Source organism: Paenibacillus sp. S-38, from assembly GCF_049942825.1.
GTDB lineage: Bacteria > Bacillota > Bacilli > Paenibacillales > NBRC-103111 > Paenibacillus_G.
Window position 1 is genome coordinate 4,391,602 of the sequence record NZ_CP187970.1, and the last position, 18,300, is coordinate 4,409,901.

The window sequence follows — 18,300 nt, forward strand, 5'->3', positions numbered from 1 at the left end:
TTCAGGTGCCTTCACACGGTTTATTTGGAGGAGCCTGTCGCCCACTCCACGGCGGCGTCGAACAGCTTCCAGCCCTCCTCCGTCTGGTTGATCTCCTCCCCGTTGAACAGGTAGAAGAGGATCTCACGGGCGGCCGCCTGCTGTCCGCTGGCCTTCGTAGCCCCCTTATCGTACGCGAAAATGGCCGCATTCTGCTCCTCACCCGGGACGGTGGCGATCACAATGGCGTCTTCTCCCGGGGTTGCATAGCCCATCTTCCCGTTGTCCTTGTACACGTCGACCTTGCCGGAGAGCCCGGCGGCCAGGGGATGTGCGCTGTCCTTGATCTCAAGCGTCTTCGCCGCATTTGAGCCCTCGAGATGTCCGTAGGCCTCTTCGTCGGATAATCCGATCTGCGGTGCCGCCTGGACCTCCGCATAGATGACGGGCACGGGAAGCGTGATGAATTTGTCCTGAATTTTGCCCGAGTTGACGGATTCGCTGACATAGATCAGCCCGTACCCTTTGGCGGATTCGGTGGTGACCTCTTTGTCCGCGACGATCGTCACCTCCATGCCGTGCTTCTCGCGCAGGCGCTTGGCGAGGATGGCGTCCCCGCCGCCATCCCGGCCGACAAGCAGCGCTTTCTTCGCGTTGTTCTGCGGAGCGGCTGTTGGAGCGGCCTCTTCCTGCTGGCACGCTGAAGAGAGCAGCAGCGCGCCGGCCAGCATGATCAATCCCAGCATACGTTTCATGGTCCCTGCCTCCTTATGATTTTGGGGTTTGTGCGGCCCATGCGATCGCCGCATCGAGCAGCTTCCAGCCCTGCTCCGACTGGTTCGTCTCTTCGCCGGTCGGCATATAGAAGAACACCCGGCGTCCCGGCAAAGTCTGCCCGCCGGCATCCTTCGCCCCTTTCTCATAGGCAAACACAAACGCCTTCTTCTCATCGCCGGGAGCCGCAGCTATAACGGCAGCTTCCTTCCCGGGAGCGGCATAGCCCATACTTCCGGCCGCCTTATATACGGCCGGCTCCCCTGACAGTCCGGCTGCTAAGGGATGCTTCGCATCTTTGATCTGAACCGCCGTCCCCTGCTGATGTCCGTAGCTGAGGGGGCCCGCCAAGCCGGCCGTCTCCGCCAGCTGGGCCTTCGCATAGACGATGCCTGCGGACGCGTTCTTCAGTCCGCCGTCCAGACGCGAAGCATTGACCGAGTCGCTGACATAGATGACGGCGTAATCTTTCGCCGCCTGCGCCGTGAATTCATTCTCCGACATATCCATGACGAGGTATCCGAGCTTCTCCAGATGGCTGATCAGCACGGGGTCGCCGCTGCCCTCTTTTTTCTTCAGCAGGAGCAGCTTCTTGGTCCCTGCGGGCGCTGCTTCCTGCCCGTCTGCCGCTTCCTCCTGGGAGCAGGCGGACAGGAATGCGCTCAGCATCAAGAGTACCGCGAGCAGTGCGGCCAGCGGCCGCCCATTCAAGCGTTTCATATGGTTCCTCCTCTCAGCCGAACCCTCCGGCTCCTCTCTATTCCACCAATCCGGTCCGCTCCACGCCTTCGATGAACCACCGCTGCGTGAACAGATAGAGCAGCATAGGCGGAATGATCATGAGGAACGTCGTCGCCATCCGGATCGCCTCGTCCGTGACCGAAGGGCCGTACACCTCGGCCTGCTGGCGGAGCGCCGATGCGATTCGCGAGATGCCCATGGAGAGCGGCGCGGTTTCGATATCCGACAAGTACATGCTCGGCAGATAGAAGTCGTTCCACGTCCATACGAACGAGAACAGGAAGACGACGAGGATCGCGGGTCTGGCGAGCGGCATCATCACCTTGTAGAAAATTTTGAATACGCCCGCCCCGTCGATCCGTGCCGCCTCCTCCAGCTCCTTCGGCTGGGTCGAGAAGAACTGCCGGTAGATGATGACGAAGAGCGCGCCCTTCAGTCCCAGGCCGAAGAAGGCCGGCACGATGATCGGATAGATCGTATTGAGCATTCCGAGCTCTCTGGCGTAAATAATGTTCGGCAGAATCGTCACCTGCATCGGCACGATGAAGGTCAGCAGCAGGCAGCCGAAGAGCAGCCGCTTGAACGGAATCTTCAGCCTGGCGAAGGCATACCCGGTCACCGCGCAGGAAATCGTCTGCAGCACGGCCACCGACAGGGACAGCGTCAGCGAGATCCCGAGCGCCTTTGGATACTTGAGCCACTCCCACGCTTCCTGGAGATTGCCGAGATAGAGCGTATTCGGGAACCATTTCACGGACGGGTCCAGCAGATCGCCCGGATTCTTGAGCATGGTCGCCAGCATATGGAACACCGGCTTGAGATAGATGTAAGCGGCATCGAGCAGGATGAGGTAGATGAAGCATTTGAACAGCAGCCCTTTATCGGCTTCCCTGCCGATGATCTTCCAGCGGGCCCGGTCCAGCAGCAGCGGAAGCTCGGACCGCCGGGTTTTGGTCCCTTTCTCCAGCTTGGTACCCAGCATGGTGTCCCTCCTTTCCTTCTTCATGAATTGGTTGCGGGCATAGGCTTACCTGGCCGCCCGCTGCGGTTTGGTCGCAAGATGGAACACATAGAAGATGATCGTCAGGAACACACTGATGATCGCAAAATAAATCCAGATCAGTGCGCTGTACTGCCCGTACTCGCTCTCCCGCACCCGCTGCAGGATGGGGTTGGTCGGGAACGTGAAGAGGTCGACCACGGTATAGATCATGTTGAGGAAGATGAACGGCGTCATGGCCGGCAGCGTAATCTTCCAGAAGGTCTCCCACGGGCCCGCCCCGTCGATCCGGGCGGCTTCGTACGCCGAATTCGAGATCGTCTGGCGCCCGCCGAGGAAGATCAGGATCTGGACGCCGGAGTACCACAGGATGAGCACGAAGGAGTTCAGAATCGAGATCAACGGCGTGGACCACGTCGGAGACAGGTAGGCTCCGATGATGCCCGAGACGTTGTACTTGGCCATAAAGCCGAGCTCGCCTTCACCCTGCATCAGGAATTCCTTGACGACCTCGCCAGTCGCGAGAATGACGGGAAGGAAGAAGATCGCGCGGAACAGGGTTCTGCCCGCGAACGGCTGGTTCAGCATCATGGCGATCAGCAGGGCGAAGATGACGATGATCGGGATCATGAACAGCGCCTGCCGCAGGAACGGCAGCAGATCGTTATACAGGATGCTTCCGTTCTCGAAGAGAATGGTCCGATAATGCGTCCACCCGATGAACTCCGTCGTCGTGCTCGAGGCGGTGATCGTCACGTTCTGGAAGCTCATGAACAGGGAGTAGCCGATCGGGAACGCCATGAAGACCAGGAACCCGATCAGCCAAGGGGCGATGAAGAGCGTGCCTTCGAGATACTCCGTAAGCGATGAGTTCATTCTCAGCCTGTTTTTCACGACTCTCCCCCTCCTTCCTTGAGGACCGCAAAGTTCTGTGCGGGAACCGTGTAGTCAGCGGTCTGGTAAGGCTCCCGGTTGTAATTCACGATCAGCTTCCTGCCGTTCGCGTAGGTCGTCTCCTTCACGCCGGGCGCGAGCGTCCGGTGGTTCGTGATGAACTGGTTCTGCGCGGGGCCGAGCGCTTCGTTATACCGCTTATACTGCTCTGCAGCTTCATTCTCCCAAGCGGGGAAGTACGTGTTGTAATACCGGATGCCGTAAGCGTTCACGAAGGCCTGGGTCTGTGCCTGGGTGAAGATGAACGAGGGCTCCGCCCCGTACTCGATGTCACGGAGGAAGTCGTTCACGTCCTCCTGTCGGTTGTTCACATATTCGGAGGAATACGAAACGAGACCGTGCAGCGTAATCTGCGCGAAGGGCACCGGTTCATCCGTGAAGAGATCGTAGGAATGGTCGTAGACCAGCTTCCGGATGTGGTCGATATACGGCAGGGCATAGAAGTTCGACTGGGTCCCTACGACGCTGCCCAGCGTCTCTTTGGCCCTTCCCAGCACCCGCTCCTGCACATCCCGTGCCTCGTCCCGGGGAGCACCGAAGCCCGTATTGTAGTCGCTGTACAGGCGCTGCCCGATCCCGTTCATGACCAGACCGCTGACCCCGAGCTCCTTATAATCCGGCAGCGCGGCCACCAGGCTCTGCTCCGCAAACTTGTCGCTGACCGCAGGCACCCGCTCCCCGTTATAGAGCAGTCCGAGCGACAGATTGCGGCCGGCAAGGTTGACCTTGGCGTGGAACCGGTCGTCGAAGCCGCCGCCTCCCGTATTGTTAGCCGCAAGCTCCGTATCGAGGTAGACCGGATACCCGTATCCGCGGGCCTTATCGATGAACGACTTCATTCCTGCGCTGCCGCCGATGGACGAATCCGCCGGGAGCGAACGGCCGAAGGAGCTGTATCCGCCCTTCTGCCAGCCCATATAAGTCAGGGACATCCGGGGAACACCCTTCTGCGTAAGCGTGTCGACCATGCGGGAGGCATCGGAGGTATCCGTCAGCTTGATATACCGGTCGCTGACCACGCCCTCCTCCCGGTCCCCGCCGATCAGGTCGACGTGCAGGGGAAGGTTCTTGTCTTCGCCTTCGCGGGGCTTGAGCCCCTTCTCCTTCATGAGATAGTCGCGGTAGGTCTGTGCCATGCCGACATATCCCTCTTTGTCGGAACCGAGGATATAATACCGGACGACCCGGTCGCTTCCGAAGAGCTCGTCGCGGTTGTAGTCGACATAGCCCCATTCGTCCGGCGAATTGCGGCTCGTGAACTGCAGGAAGCTCGCGCGGTAATTCATCTGCGCCGTCACCCAGTTGTAGCCGCTGAGCACGCCGGCGGGAGCCGCTACGATATTGGCATACTCTTCCCCTTCATGCAGCACGGCCAGGAATCCTTTGGCACCGGTTTTCATGCCGAAGACCGGCATGATGATCTTGTTGCGGTTGCTGCCGAGTCCGGCGAAGGTCTGGTCCTGCCCGTAGACGCTCTCATCGTAGATCTTGTTGACGTTGTTGCCGTTCTCCTTGTACCGGATGAGGGCTCCCGCGCCGTCCGGAATGAACATGTAGCCGTCCTGGCCTGCGGAATATTCCGCCCCGAGGAACGGATACAGGCGGACCCAGATCAGCCCCATCTTCGTCTCCTGGATGCCGTCACGCGGAATCTTGGTCTGGACATAATCTCCCTGAAGCGTCACCTCGACCGGAATCCGGAAGCCGGTGGCAGGCAGTTCGTAGACGAGGGAGAACCCGCCCGGGATCTCCTTCACTTCCTTGATCTGCCCTCCCTCTGCCGCCATGTTCGTCTCCTTGGCCTGCACGTTGCTCTTCGAGAAGTCGACATACTGCACCATCAGTGGGGAGGCCAGATGCTTTTTCCAGTTCTCGGAGATCTTCTCCTGCGCCCAGAACTTCGGTTCGGGATAAGAACGGTACACGCTTCCCGTGCGTTTGTCCTCGATGATGAAATGCCCCGTCTTCGCGTCAAGCTTCAGCTTCAGGGCATCGGACTCAGACATCACTTTGAAGTCCTGCTCCTCCGGAAGCCGGGCTTGCACGGCTTGCGCCGGGGTCTCCGCGGTCCCCTGCTCCGCCGCGCCCAGAGCCGTGCGGCTGCCTGCCGCCGGCTTGAACTCCACGGGCACGCTGACGGCTCCATAGATCAGGGCGGCGGCGAGAAGGACCGCGATGATGATGTTTTTCTTACCGGGAATTCGGAACCTGCTCATCGGTTCACCACCTCCTGGAGCATCTCACGGATTAAGGAAAGCAGATCGCTGGTCAGCCCGCCCGTGACGAACAGCAGAACGCCGATCACGAGCATGGTGCACAGCGTAAGTACGATGTTGATGACCGTCTCGCCGACGCTGTAATTGTGAATGAACTGCACCTTCCAGAACAGGAGCAGGCCGGTCCACAGGGTCATGCCGGTGAGGATCATCGAGTAGACGGACTCTTCGGACAGCGTCATGCCGTTCGAGAGCAGCGCCAGCGGAACACCCACGACGATATACGGAACGAACACATAAGAGCTGCCGATGACGATGTCCCGGAAGCGTCCTTCCCCGCGGTAGATGGAGCTCACGAGATGGTTCGAGAAGACCCACCCCGCCCACACGATGAAGCACTGCAGAAAAAGCGTATACACGTCTACCATGCGTGTCATATTGAAGGCGAACCCGGTCACGGTCTCCTTGAACACCAGGGCCAGATAGACGGCGGCGAGCAGAACCAATGCGCTGGCATAGGTGCCCTTGCCTTCGTACCGCACGGCCGTGAAGCCGTCGACCGGATGCTTCAGGATATAGACCGCGTGCTTCAGGCTGCGGAGGAAGGAGCTGCGGGGCTCGCTTCTCCGGCTCCACCGGGCCCGGAAGGACATACCGGCCGTCCACCGGCCTGCCGACAGGTAGAGCACGCTGCCGAACACCGTCAAGCTGGCAATCCAGGAGAAGTTGCTCTGGAACCAGAGCATCCGGATCTGCCAGAACGATTCGGAGTAGCCCTCGCGGTCGCCGGCTTCCTTGAACAGCGCCTGGGCCTTCGGGTAGTCCTCCTTGTGGAAGGCGGCCTTGGCAAGTCCGAGGATCGCAGGCGTGAACTGGGCGTTCATCCGCAGCACATCCCCCCACGGCTTTTCGCTGCCGTTGTAGTTCCCCGCCAGCGTCAGCTGGTTGGCCTCGTCGACCTTTTGGCCGAACTCCGAGAGGCGGAACACCTGGACAATATTCTCCTGATCATCCAGAACGAACAGCTCGCTGCGTGAATTGACATCCAGTGCCGCCGGGCTCTTCAGAAGCCCGACCTGCGAAGAGCCAGCGGCGGACGGGCCGCCCCAGAAGTACAGCAGGTTCCCGGCATAGTCGTAATGCGAGATATACTTGAACTGCTGGTCGACCACGATCATGTTCCCGCTGCGGTCCACCGCCACGTCGATCAGCTGTGGAGCCGCCGCCCCCTGCGTTGTTGTGGAGGCGGCAGCCGCCGCGGCCGCCGCAGCATCACCCGGGCGGGACTCGCCGAACGATTTGACCGAGCTGCGCAGGAGGTTCGCTCCCTTGGTGTTCAGCTTCTTAAGCTGATCACTCTTGGTCATTCCCCCGGTGACGGTATAGATGTAGCCGTTCTGATCTGTCGCCACGCTGTTGATCGTCTCCGGCTTTTTCGCGACCTCGTTCGCGTACATCTGCTTCGTGTACAGCATCCGCTTCAGTGCGTCAAGCGGGGACAAGGCCGTCCGGTTGGCGCCGAAGAAGCCCTGGAACTTGCCGCGGGGATCGAGCAGCACCAGCCCTTCATACCCGCCGTGCACCGCGATATACAGGAATCCCCGCTCATCGACCATGACCTTTGCCGGGTCATAGGTGAACGTCTCCGAGATATATCGGGAATCCGGACGTCCGAATTCCTGCTGCAGCTTTCCGTCCGGGCCCAGCTTGACGACCCGTTTGTTCCCCGTATCCGCGATGTAGATCTCGCCCTTGCTTGTCACGAAGACCCCTTCAGGCTTCTGCAGCGGGCTCTCCGGCAGGGTCAGGTAGCGGATCAGCTTCCCCTGCTCCGTCATGTGAACGATCCGGTTGTTCCCCGTATCAGCTATGTAGACCTCGTTGTTCGTATCGATAAAAATATCCTTCGGATTCCGCATCGGCGAAGGGATCCGAGCCGTGCTGCCATTACCCTCCGGCGCCGTCAGGTCGCCCCCGAGAACGCCTAACGGATAATAAGCCGGCTGCAGCCAGATCAGGTTGCCGTAGCTGTCTTTCGTAAACGTGGGATATTTCACTTCGCCTTGTGCGGCCCCCGGCATCAGCGCGGTGCACAGGATGATCAGGGCCGCAATGAGCCTCCGCCAGCTGCCAGTATTTCTCATGCTTAACCTCCCTCTCCTCCCTGCTCCTGTACGCGGTACAGCCTGATTCCGCCGAATAAGCCGTAAGGCCGCAGCCGGTAAGCCGGGCTGTAATCGCCGCCTTCCTTCCGGAAGGACGACCAGCTGGTAATGGACGGATCCCCTGTGGTGTGGTGGAACGGGCCGAGCAGATTGCGCGGGCTTCCCATAATCTCCACCTCGATGAGGTTCTCTCCCTCCCGCAGGCGTCCGCTGATGTCGAGCCGTCCGGCGGCCCTCCATGGCACGTGGCCCGCGGTTTCTCTATTGATCCGGACCTCTGCCGTGACCGCCTGGAAGCTGCCGAGCTCGAGCCATGCCGTCCCGCCCGGAGACGGGCCTCCGTCCACCGTGAACCGGTAGACCATGCTTCCGGCATAATGCGGGTAGCCCTGCAGGCACCAGTCGCCGAGCTGCAGCTTCTCCTGTTCGCGAATGATCTTTCTGCCCTCATCCACACCGAAATCCCCGATGAGATAGAGATCCTCGACCTCCATCCGCTGGTGGTACCGGCAGATCAGGATCAGTTCATTGCGGCCCGCCTGCAGCCCCCTGAGGGGCACGCGGTCGAACGAGCGGTCCAGGAACCAGCCGTCCGGCACCGCTGGAGCCGGGGTGCCGTTCAGCCGCAGCTCATAGTCTCCTGCGGACTCTACCACCAGATGAACTTCCCCTTCCGGAACGTCCGTTACTTCAAAATGAAACCGGAACGCGGCCGGCGTACCGTCTCCCGGGTGGGCTTCATGCACCCACCGGTACCTCTGCTCCAGTCCGTTGCCATATACCTGGCGCATGCCAAGCGCTTCGCGGATCGCCCGCTGGGCCTGCCATACGTCCATCTCCCCGGACCACTCCCCGTCTTGGAGACGGTAGGAGCAGCGGTCCAGCGTGAGCACATTGGGCGCCGTGCGGCTGAAGCCGGCAGGTTCCTGGAGCTCCATACGGATGGTGACGGCAGGTTCAAGGGACGTTTCGGCTGCGGACCCCGGCGCTGCAGCCTGGCTTTCTTCCGCTGCCCGGTTCGTATGCAGCACATACAGCCTGGAATCGGCCGGACCGAAGCTTGCGTCGAATTGCAGCAGGCCTTCTCGGCTGCGCCGGACGGGAATGACCGTCACCCTGCCTGTAAGCGCATTCCACTCTTCGAGCAGGCCCTCTCCCTCTACGGTGATTGTCACCTGCTGTTCCTCTTCCTTGTCATTGTTGACGAGGAACAGCACCTTGCTGTTCTCCGCTTCCTGCAGCATGTAGAGCATCTGGCCGGCCTCCGCGGGTTCCGCCTGCTGCGGCGTCCGGTGCTTGATGCTGACGCGGCGGGGCAGGATGGGCTCAAGTAGGGCTGCGACTGCGGCTGCTGTGGCTGCGGAGGCGTCATCCGGGACCAGCGTGAGGCCCGGGTGACCGTACAACCGGGACAGCTCGGGTGCGGGACGCCCTTCCAGCAGCTCGGCCGGCGGGCCCACAGCAACCACCCTGCCGCCGGCTTCCAGGAAGCGGGTCAGCAGCACGAATGTGCTTCGCAGCATCGTGCGGATCTCCGGCAGCACCACCGTGCGGTATTCCGCCCCGCCCACCGCCAGCTTCGCCGCCCCTTCCGTCTGCCGGACGCTCCCAATCTCCGACAGGATGATCTCGTCTCCCAGATCGAAGTCGTAATGGGCGCCGAGCAGCCCGCGGAGGAAGGCATTGAATTCATGCCCGTACCGGTTGGCGGCGGACACGTCCCGGTCTTTGCCCCGGGCCGGGAATCCGTATGGCCCCGTGCCGACCATGCTCCACGCGGTGGTGGAAGGGTGAAGAACCAGGACATCGCGGATGGGGCGTCCTTCCGTCAGTACCGCCGAGAGCCTCGCGTAATAATCCTCGATCACCCGGCTGTACTTCCACCAGCTCGTGTTGTAGTGGAAGACCGGCGGATAATCGCGCTTGCGGCAGCCCTTGATCGAATACAGGGCGAGATGCTGGGAGCGCAGATTCACGCCGAGCACGTACTGAAAGTCGCCGACCCACCGCTGTCCCTCGAAGGTAAAGCCCCAGCCCGTGCAGCCGTAGGTCTCGCTGAGCACCACCTTGCGGCCGTATTGATGGGCGACGGAGGTGCACTGCTTGACGGTGATCGTCTCATTCGTCTGTTCCCCAAGCATATCGATGCCGGGCACATGCTGGTACCGGTAGTTCGGCATGACCGCCCCGCAGACTCGTGTAGCCGTGCCGAGGTTGTTCTCCCACAGGTAATGCCCGGTAAAAGCGAGACCGCGGCTGCCGCACCACTCCCCGATCTGCCCGGAGTAAACTTCGCTGAACCGCTCCGTCACCGTGCGCCAGTAGTCGTGGCGGGCCTGCGGCGACAGGCTTCCGTCGAAGAACAGGTAAGGGGCGGTATCCAGCACGTCGCTGCCCCTCCGCTCCCGGTAGAATGCCGGGAACGATCCGCTCCACGGCAGCCAGCCGCGGCCTGCGGTGAACCGGCAGTGCCGGTCATGGATGCTCGGTTCGTCGGTGAACACACCGCGCACCGCCGTCCCGAAGCTGCTGCCGATCTCCCGCTCATAGGCCTCGTAGGTGAGATCGATGAACGTGCGCACCGTATCCGGATTGAGCTGATCGGGGGGTGCCTCGCCGTTGAACCATTCGCTCCGCTCGGATACTTCCACGCGGAAGAGCAGAAATACGGTTTCATGCTCTTGCTGCGGCTCCGTCATCGGCGCCAGCACGGTGTTCTCCGCAGCCGCTGCTGCTTCCATCTCGCTTACGGGTTCCGCCTGCAGGTACAGGCGCTTGCAGCTCAGCAGGCTTCGCTCTGCTATCACCGCGCGGAAGACCGCCACGGGTGCCCCGTCAGCCAGCCTCTCGGCCAGGCGGCCCAAGCCTTCCTTCTCCGCCGGGACGACCTCGAGCGTCAATCCCTTCGCCCGATAGTCATCGCCGCCGCGCGCCTGCACGAGTCCGCCCGCGAAGCCCGACGGCCAGCGGTCCTCGTCGTAGAGCCACGCCTGCATGCCTTGGGCTTCCGCCTCTTCGACGGCCGCCCGGACGAGCTTCATCCACTCCGTGCCCATGTATTCAGTCTCCAGCCCGTCGCGGGAGTGGATGAAGAAGCCGCCCATGCCGCCTTCCTTCATCTCCCCGATCTGCCGGATTACCTCTTCTTCCTGCAGCGCGTCGTTCCAGGCCCAGAACGGTGCTGCACGGAACTCGGCCGGCGGATTATCGAACCGTCCGCGCAGGGTTTCCGTGCTGCTCATGAGCCGTCACCCCCTTCTTCCGCGCTCAGGATAAGGACGCCCTGGGCCGGCACGACCGCGGTGCCGCTGATTCGGGCTCCGCTCAGCAGGTCCTGCACCACCGCGCTTCCCAGATGAACCTCCCGGGGTTCATCGCTGTGATTCAGCAGGAAGGTGTACGCTTTCCCGTCCCGTTCCCTGCGGGTTACCTCCACACCGGTCACCCCATCATAGATCGGGCGGATCCCCTTCCCTTCGCAGAGATGACGCAGCCATTCCCGCATGAAGGCGGGGTCCGGGCGGGTCGCCGTATACCACGCTTCACCCCGGCCGAACCAGTGCCGCGTAAGTGCGGGCGCATCCCGGTAATACCGGTCCGTGAAGACGCCCACCGTCTCCGCGCCTTCCGGATGGACCACCTCGCAGACGAGGCCGCAGGCATGCTCATCTCCCTTCGGCATCCCGCCGATGTCCTGCAGCAGCCGCAATCCGTTGCGCTGGTCCGGGAACAGGGCGTCGATCTCCTCGACCCACAGGCCGAGCAGCCGCCGCAGCTTCCCCGGATAGCCGCCGGGCACGACCCGGTCATGCTCATCTGCAATGCCGCTGTAGAACGAAACCGCCAGCGTGCCGCCGTTCCCGACGTAAGCTTCGAGCTTTTCCGCGATTCCCGGCTTCACCATGTAGAGCAGCGGCGCCAGCACCACGTCATACCGCTCGTAATCGCTGTCCAGCGGGATCAGATCCACCCCGATGCCGCTGCTGAAGAGCGCGTCATAATAGTGCTGGATAAGCTCCACATATTTGAGATAGGCGGACGGTCCGCCGCCCATCTCGACGGCCCACCAGTTGTCCCAGTCGAAGATCAGGGCCACCCGGTTCTCCGTGCGGGCTCCAGGCAGCCGGCCGCCAAGCCGGTGAAGCTCCGCCCCGAGCTGCGCACATTCGCGGAACACGCGGGTGTTCCCATGCCCGCAGTGGTCGATGACCGCGCCGTGGAACTTCTCGTAAGCGCCCAGTGAGCGGCGCAGCTGGAAGAACATGACCGAATCGGCCCCGCGGGCCACCGCCTGCCAGCTCCGCAGCCGCATGACGCCAGGCGGCTTAGCCGGGTTCACCGTCTTCCAGTTGATCACGCTAGGGGTCGATTCCATCAGGAGGAAGGGCTCTCCGCCTTTTAACCCCCTCATCAGGTCGTACCGGAGCGCCATCACGCTCGCCGGCGTGTCGTTCTCCGGATACATGTCGAGGGCGATCACGTCCAGGTGGGGCGCCCACCGGAAGTAATCCAGCGGCTTGTACGTGCCATTCCCCTGGAAGTTGGTGGTCACCACGGCATCCGGAATGATGCTTTTGATCGCCCGCGCTTCCAGCAGATAGCACTCCAGCCAGCTGTCCGAGTTGAACCGGTAATAATCCAGCGTCATCCCCTGGAAAGCGGTCTGGTCGGAGTTGCCTCCCTGCATCCCTTCGCTGAGCCCGCTCGGAAGCACGATGTCTTCCCAATCATAATAGGTATGCCCCCAGAAACGGGTGTACCAGGCGCTGTTCAGGGCATCGAGCGTGCCGTACCGCTGCTTCAGCCACTCCCGAAATGCCGCTTCGCAGTTCGCACAGTAGCAGCGAATGCCGATCTCGTTGTTCACGTGCCAGAGTGATACCGCCGGATGATCCCGGTACCGCTCCGCCAGGCGCCTCGCCATCTCGGGTCCGAACCGCCGGAACGCAGGGCTGTGCGGGCAGGAGTTGTGACGCCGCCCGAATTTCCGCTTCTTCCCGTCATAGGCAACGGACAGAATATCGGGGTACTTGCGGGCCATCCATGCGGGATGGGCTGCTGTTCCGGTGCCCAGGCAGACTTCAACGCCGCTGGCATGGAGCAGGTCCAGCACCTCGTCCAGCCACTCGAACCGGTACGTTTCTTCATCGGGCTGGTTCAGTGCCCAGGAGAACACGTTGACTGTCGCGATATCGATGCCCGCCTCGCCGAACAGCTTCATATCTTCGTCCCAGACTTCTCTTGGAAACTGCTCCGGGTTATAGTCGCCGCCGAACCGGATTTTGCCGAACCGGACTGCCGTCATCCGCTCTCCTCCTCTCTGAACCGCAGGGCATTCTGCAGCACCAGCGCAATCACCCAGGACGGGTTCCACGTGTTGCTGTGTCCTCTGCCGTTCCAATTCGTCTGAAAAAATCCTTCCCCCTGCTCTCCCGCCCTGCTGAATCCATACTCTCCGGACTCGGTGCAGATGCCCTGGCCCATGACGCCGAAGGACATCCGGCCCATCCGCTCATAATCGGACCGGCCGGTCATCCGGCCGAGCTTCCACAGCTCATAGGTCGGAAAATAGACATCGAGATGATGGTTCTGCACACTGACCCCGGGCCAGCCTGCAGCCAGGAAGTTCCGCTCCCGGAACGGAGTGCCGCGGTCATACACCGGATTCCAGTGGAACACAAAGGTCAGGATCCAGTCCGCCCCGATCTCAGTCCACTCCCGGTACTCGTCACGGCCTGTTAGGGTGTAGAGTTCATAAGCCGCGAGGAAATAGTACATCCCCGCTTCCTTGTCTTCGCATCTCGCATCCAGCGTTGAGCGGGCAAACGGGCGGTCGAACGAGGCCGCATGCGCTTCATAATAGCTTCGCAGGCCGGCTTCCGCCGCAGCCAGATCGGCGGGGTCTCCGCCCAACCGGTAGGCTTTGGCCAGGGCGATCGTGCAGGGCAGGCCTGCGGCCGTGATCATCTCGTCGGCCGGGGTGCCGTCCGTCCGCCAGGCGGCCGGATAGACGCCCGACGGCAGCCTGCTGCGCCGGAACCAGTCCGCCGCTTCGCGGACCGCCTCCGTCCAGCCCGCCGGGATCTCCCGGCCATGGCTGCGCAGCTCCAGCGCCAGATCGGCCAGATCGGCGATCGTCTCGCCGAGCGCGCGGCTCGGAACCACCTCTTCGCCGTTCCAGCGGTAGTGATCCCACCGCCCTTCGGCGAGGTTGAACATGCCGTACCGCAGCCCCTGTGCCGCTGTCCGGCTGCCGTGAAGGTAGAAATCCGCCGCCTGCACCGCCCTTGCGATGCGGTCCTCTTCCCCGCGCCGCAGGCCGAGCTTCAGGTCGCACCAGGCCAGCTTCAGGCACTGCCCCGTCCAGCCGTACATGAAGTGCGGCGGATGCTTGGGCGCCCGGCCGGGAACGGCCTCCGGAGCGAATTTGACATAGCCGGCCTCTCCGCCTCCGCCGGTTCTCCAGCGTCCGTCGAGCGCGTTCGTCTTCAGGCGGACGATCTCTTCCACCGTCAGCGGTTCAGCCCCGCGCGGGTCGTACAGATAGGGCGCCCGCCGGACCAGCTCCCGGAAACCACGTCCCGGAAGAACCCCATCGCTCCAGTCGAGCGCATACTCTTTCGCCAGCGTCTGCCCGGGGGCAAGGCTTAGATAACCGCCGCGCCAGTTGTCCGTCCGGCTTTTGGCCGTACAGACGACATCTTTCTCTCCGTTGAACATCACGACGCCGCTCAGGGCGGCGGCCACGATGCTTTTCTCTTCGTCTATCGCTCCCAGCGAACCGTAGTGCACGGTCCCCTCTTCCGTTTCCGAATAGGAAGGGATCGAGAACAGCGAGAAGCAGGAGGCGGTTTCCCCTTCCCTGCTCTCCTGCCACTCGACATTCACCCCGGGGATCGGAAGCCTGTGCTCTTCGCAGATGACCCCTCTGCCGGGGCCCATCCCAAGCTTCGGCACGATCCGCTGGAGATCGGAGGAGGGGTTGTCGTTGTAGAGCATGTGGGGAATCGTCACTTTGCTCTGCTCTCCCTTCGGCAGAGGGAGCAGCAGGCCTGCCGCGGCATCCTGCAGGGTCCGCGCGGAAATATTCGTCCACGAAACCTGAAGCCGGAGCAGCGAGTGATCATCGAAGGCAAGCTCCAGCTTGATGCGGAGCACCCCATTGGCCACGGCGCTGATCCGCAGCCTGGGCTCCTCTCCGGAGGGGCAGACATACACATCCTCCAGAGAGACGGCGGCGGTCCGCCAAGGCACGCCCTCTGAGAAGGTCAGCAGATTCTCCAGCGGCTCATCGAGGAACCACGAATCCCCTTGCGCTCCGCGCCGGCCAAGGCGCAGTCTGCCCCCCTCAGCATGGGCTCCCGCTTCGGCTAGCTTTCGTCCGTCCCGGCTGACGATGGCATGCACGGCTCGCACTCTCCTTTCCTCCCCAGCAGCGAGATCAGCAGACGGTCCAGGGTCGGATTGCAGCCGGCCCTTCCGGCGAGAGGCATACAGATCAGGTACAAGCGTCCCCGGCCCAGCTGCTTTACACCAGCCACCGGCAGCCTGCGCTTGCCGTCCTTTTCCCCCTCCGAGCGGTAGCTCCAGAGAATGGGCTCGATCCCTTCGCCCTCGAGCCAGCAGCCGGCGATTCCGTCCAGCCGGTCCTGTGTGAGGTTGTAAAAGTAAGCAAAGTCATCCGCCTTCATCCACCCGAGCGCTTCCTCATCAGCGGCCGGACTGCAGGCGAGCGTATACACCTCGCGGAGCTTCACGGCCCGTACGGAGGAGCCCCCGAGGTCCCACTCCGATTTGTCCGCCCCGCCGGACAGCACCAGCACCGTGGTTCCTCCGGCCTTCACCCGATCGAGGATCCCGGTCCGGTTGGCCTCATACGCTTCATGGGAAGTGACAAGCAGCGGTCCGTCGGGCAGCCCTGCTCCTGTCGGCCCTTCGGCCGGGAGGTCCAGCAGCGTGCACAGCATCCGCGCGCCGCTGTCGGCCGCGATCACCTTGGCCGGCTTCGGGCATGCCTCCGATGATCTGGCGAACGCTTCGAAGGCGAAGCGCTCGAGAGCCAGCCGCCGGCCCTGCGCATCCAGCAGGCAGGCATCCACATACATCGCCCTGCGGTCCCCGGTCTGCGGGACGGTCACCCGGATCGTCCCCGCATACCCGGCCGCTGCCGCCTGCACGCCTGCTTTGGTTTCATAATGAGCATAATCCCCTTCGTCATCCCGCAGCGTAGCGAGTATTCGGCAGCCTTCCAGCTCCTCCGGCGTATCATTCAGCAGCCAGGCTTCAATCTCTAGCGTTTCTCCCTCATACGCCTTCCAGCGGTCGCAGCGCAGGCTCACGCGGCTTGGCTCCAGGCTGTCTTTGTATGCAAAAAAGGCGGGCTTCGGCACACGATCCACACCGACAAGCGCTTTCATCCAACCGGAAGGCCAAGCGTCGATGAGCAGGTGGATTGCCGTCGATACGACCCGGTCAGCTCTCCGACGCCAAGCGTCGGTCATTAGCCGGGCCGCCAGCGCTTGATGCTTCTGGCTGGCCTCGATCCACTCCCCCACGGTTTCCTGCTCGGGATACCAGTCCCCGTGCAGGGAATACGACTGGGCTCCATGAATGCGGTTTGGAAACCAGCGCTCCTTCTCCGAAGCCGGGAGCCACTGCGCAGGGTACTTGGCCTGCATGAGCTCGAGGCGGTCCAGCCCTTCGGTCCCGTACTCCCCGCAGCCTGTCTTCCAGCCGTCGCGGATCGCCGGCAGGTAGCCCTTATACATTTTGCCCACGGAGATGCCATTGTTCGTGTACCACATGTTGTAGCAGTGAAAATCCGGCAGCCCTTCCCGGGTGGGCGGGTTGTAATCGCCGTCGGCGTTCTTCACGACCCGGTCCGGGTTCTCCACATAGATCGCCTGCCGCGAGGCGACGAAGAACGCTTCGAGCTCACTGCGGTGCAGATGCCGGTGGCCTTTGCGCCGCTTCTCCGTTCGGGAGGGCTCGTTGATCAGGGAAACCATGACTGACGAAGGATGGCTGCGGATCAGCCGCTCCATCTCCGCCGCCTGGCGCACGCCCTCGACGAACTGGCTCCGGCGGATGAAGCCGAAGGTGGGCAGATCGCACTGGTGCATCATGCCCAGCATGTCGAAGTGATCGTAGATCTCTTCCTGCACCGGGCGCTGTGTGATCCGGTAGAAGTTCAGGTTCGCCAGCTTCGCGATCAGAATATCGTCGATGAGCTGCTCGTAATCCCCCTTCATGACGCACTGCTGCAGGTGCCCCATTTCGTTGGCCCCCCGCAGGATCACCGGCCGGTTATTGAGGTACAGCGTTCCTTTGAGGGAACCGCTCTCGTCCATATGGAACTTCCGCATACCGAAGGTGCGGTCGAAGCTGTCCCTCGGACTGCCGTCTTCCAGCAGCTCGATCCGGGCTGTGTACAGGTAAGGCGTCTCCGGCCGCCAGAGAAGGAAGGACGGGAAGTCGACCTTGTACCGGTAATAATTCAGTCCCGGCCCAGCATAGGCCACCGGGAAGGTCATCGGGCCAAGGTGCGGCCCCTCGAAATTCTTCGGCATGATCTGCAGCTGCAGGCCGAAGTTCTCCTTGAGCCCGCTCTCCGTCTGGAATACGTCGATCCATACCTCCACGAAGCCCCCGTCGATGTCCGGGCGGACAAATACGTCCTGCACGAACAGCGCCGGCCGCTCCTCCAGATAGACCTGATTGTAGATGCCGGCCCCCGGCGGACAATGGTTCCACCCGCTGTACGGATCGTCCCAGCCCGGCCCGGTGGCCGCATACAGCTTGTCGCCGTCGAGCTTCGTGCCTCCGACCCCCATCATCGGGTAGTCGTTATGAACCTCCACCACCAGCGTATTGTTCATCTGCAGATAATCGGTCACATCGAACTCGAACGGGGCGAAGAAGCCTTCATGGCTGCCGATGCATTTGCGGTTCAGATACACCACCGTCTTGTAGTCGACTCCCTTGAAGACGAGGTAGACCCGTTTTCCCTCGGGTACCGGAGCGTGGGTGAATTCCGTGCGGTAGAACCCCGTCCACCGCCCCTTCTCCCCAGTCGGTCCGCGGAAGTCGGGTACCGTGACGGAATCCCAGTCTCCTGCACCTTCGAGCACCCGGTTGAAATCGGCGTCCTCGGCCGTCTGATACCGGAAATCGAATTGCCTGCAGCTCTGTCTGCTGCGATGCAGCTGCGGCGGCGGGATCAGACTGCGCATGAACGGACGATAGGCTTCGCGAAGACCCTTCAGCTCTTCACGGTAAGCGTGCAGCCGGGCCTCGTACGGCGGTTCCGCGCTATCCGGAGCCGCTTCCGCGGACGGGTTAAAAAAGCTTTTCTCATAGGCGGCGGGCGGAATTTCGCTTATTCCGTCCCGGCTGCCGGGATGCTCGCGGAAGGCAATCTCCGCGAACGCATCCCCGTGTGGTGCAGGCTGCACGCTCATCAATCTCACTC

General features: G+C 62.3%; 10 protein-coding genes. All 10 read right to left on the reverse strand.

The genetic code is table 11. From position 1 onward, the window contains the following. Positions 1–20: 20 nt before the first annotated feature. From ACP26L_RS19660 to ACP26L_RS19705, 10 genes are read right to left on the reverse strand one after another with little or no spacing between them, the layout of a single operon-like run. Complete coding sequence (locus ACP26L_RS19660) at positions 21–734, reverse strand: hypothetical protein (RefSeq protein WP_426445625.1); 714 nt, start codon at positions 732–734, stop codon at positions 21–23. Positions 735–747: 13 nt separating this feature from the next. After that, positions 748–1,473 carry a hypothetical protein gene (locus tag ACP26L_RS19665; protein ID WP_426445627.1) on the reverse strand — a complete coding sequence of 242 codons (726 nt, stop codon included), beginning with the start codon at positions 1,471–1,473 and terminating at the stop codon, positions 748–750. 37 nt (positions 1,474–1,510) lie between these two features. Further along, positions 1,511–2,476: a carbohydrate ABC transporter permease gene (locus tag ACP26L_RS19670; protein WP_426445629.1), complete on the reverse strand. Its 966-nt coding sequence runs from the start codon at positions 2,474–2,476 to the stop codon at positions 1,511–1,513. A gap of 45 nt (positions 2,477–2,521) precedes the next feature. Continuing rightward, positions 2,522–3,388 (reverse strand): carbohydrate ABC transporter permease, encoded by an 867-nt coding sequence (locus ACP26L_RS19675; protein ID WP_426445631.1) that lies wholly within the window; start codon positions 3,386–3,388, stop codon positions 2,522–2,524. Beyond that, positions 3,385–5,664, reverse strand: a complete 2,280-nt coding sequence (locus ACP26L_RS19680) for a DUF5696 domain-containing protein (protein WP_426445633.1) — start codon at positions 5,662–5,664, stop codon at positions 3,385–3,387. The genes ACP26L_RS19675 and ACP26L_RS19680 overlap by 4 nt, the downstream gene beginning before the upstream one ends. Further along, on the reverse strand, positions 5,661–7,808 hold the full coding sequence (locus ACP26L_RS19685) for a YIP1 family protein (RefSeq protein WP_426445635.1): 2,148 nt from the start codon (positions 7,806–7,808) through the stop codon (positions 5,661–5,663). The genes ACP26L_RS19680 and ACP26L_RS19685 overlap by 4 nt, the downstream gene beginning before the upstream one ends. A gap of 2 nt (positions 7,809–7,810) precedes the next feature. Continuing rightward, on the reverse strand, positions 7,811–11,071 hold the full coding sequence (locus ACP26L_RS19690) for a glycosyl hydrolase (RefSeq protein ID WP_426445637.1): 3,261 nt from the start codon (positions 11,069–11,071) through the stop codon (positions 7,811–7,813). Further along, the gene (locus ACP26L_RS19695) at positions 11,068–13,134 is read right to left on the reverse strand and encodes a beta-galactosidase (RefSeq protein ID WP_426445639.1); all 2,067 of its coding nucleotides are present in this window, start codon (positions 13,132–13,134) and stop codon (positions 11,068–11,070) included. The genes ACP26L_RS19690 and ACP26L_RS19695 overlap by 4 nt, the downstream gene beginning before the upstream one ends. Next, on the reverse strand, positions 13,131–15,245 hold the full coding sequence (locus ACP26L_RS19700; RefSeq protein WP_426445641.1) for a hypothetical protein: 2,115 nt from the start codon (positions 15,243–15,245) through the stop codon (positions 13,131–13,133). The genes ACP26L_RS19695 and ACP26L_RS19700 overlap by 4 nt, the downstream gene beginning before the upstream one ends. After that, positions 15,200–18,289, reverse strand: a complete 3,090-nt coding sequence (locus ACP26L_RS19705) for a glycoside hydrolase family 2 protein (protein WP_426445643.1) — start codon at positions 18,287–18,289, stop codon at positions 15,200–15,202. The genes ACP26L_RS19700 and ACP26L_RS19705 overlap by 46 nt, the downstream gene beginning before the upstream one ends. Between the last annotated feature and the right edge of the window lie 11 nt (positions 18,290–18,300).

Bases quoted from the DNA above. Each gene is read 5' to 3' on its own strand.
- ACP26L_RS19665 (WP_426445627.1), bottom strand. From the start codon at position 1,473: ATGAAACGCTTGAATGGGCGGCCGCTGGCCGCACTGCTCGCGGTACTC.
- ACP26L_RS19705 (WP_426445643.1), bottom strand. From the start codon at position 18,289: ATGAGCGTGCAGCCTGCACCACACGGGGATGCGTTCGCGGAGATTGCC.
- ACP26L_RS19660 (WP_426445625.1), bottom strand. From the start codon at position 734: ATGAAACGTATGCTGGGATTGATCATGCTGGCCGGCGCGCTGCTGCTC.
- ACP26L_RS19695 (WP_426445639.1), bottom strand. From the start codon at position 13,134: ATGACGGCAGTCCGGTTCGGCAAAATCCGGTTCGGCGGCGACTATAAC.
- ACP26L_RS19680 (WP_426445633.1), bottom strand. From the start codon at position 5,664: ATGAGCAGGTTCCGAATTCCCGGTAAGAAAAACATCATCATCGCGGTC.
- ACP26L_RS19690 (WP_426445637.1), bottom strand. From the start codon at position 11,071: ATGAGCAGCACGGAAACCCTGCGCGGACGGTTCGATAATCCGCCGGCC.
- ACP26L_RS19685 (WP_426445635.1), bottom strand. From the start codon at position 7,808: ATGAGAAATACTGGCAGCTGGCGGAGGCTCATTGCGGCCCTGATCATC.
- ACP26L_RS19670 (WP_426445629.1), bottom strand. From the start codon at position 2,476: ATGCTGGGTACCAAGCTGGAGAAAGGGACCAAAACCCGGCGGTCCGAG.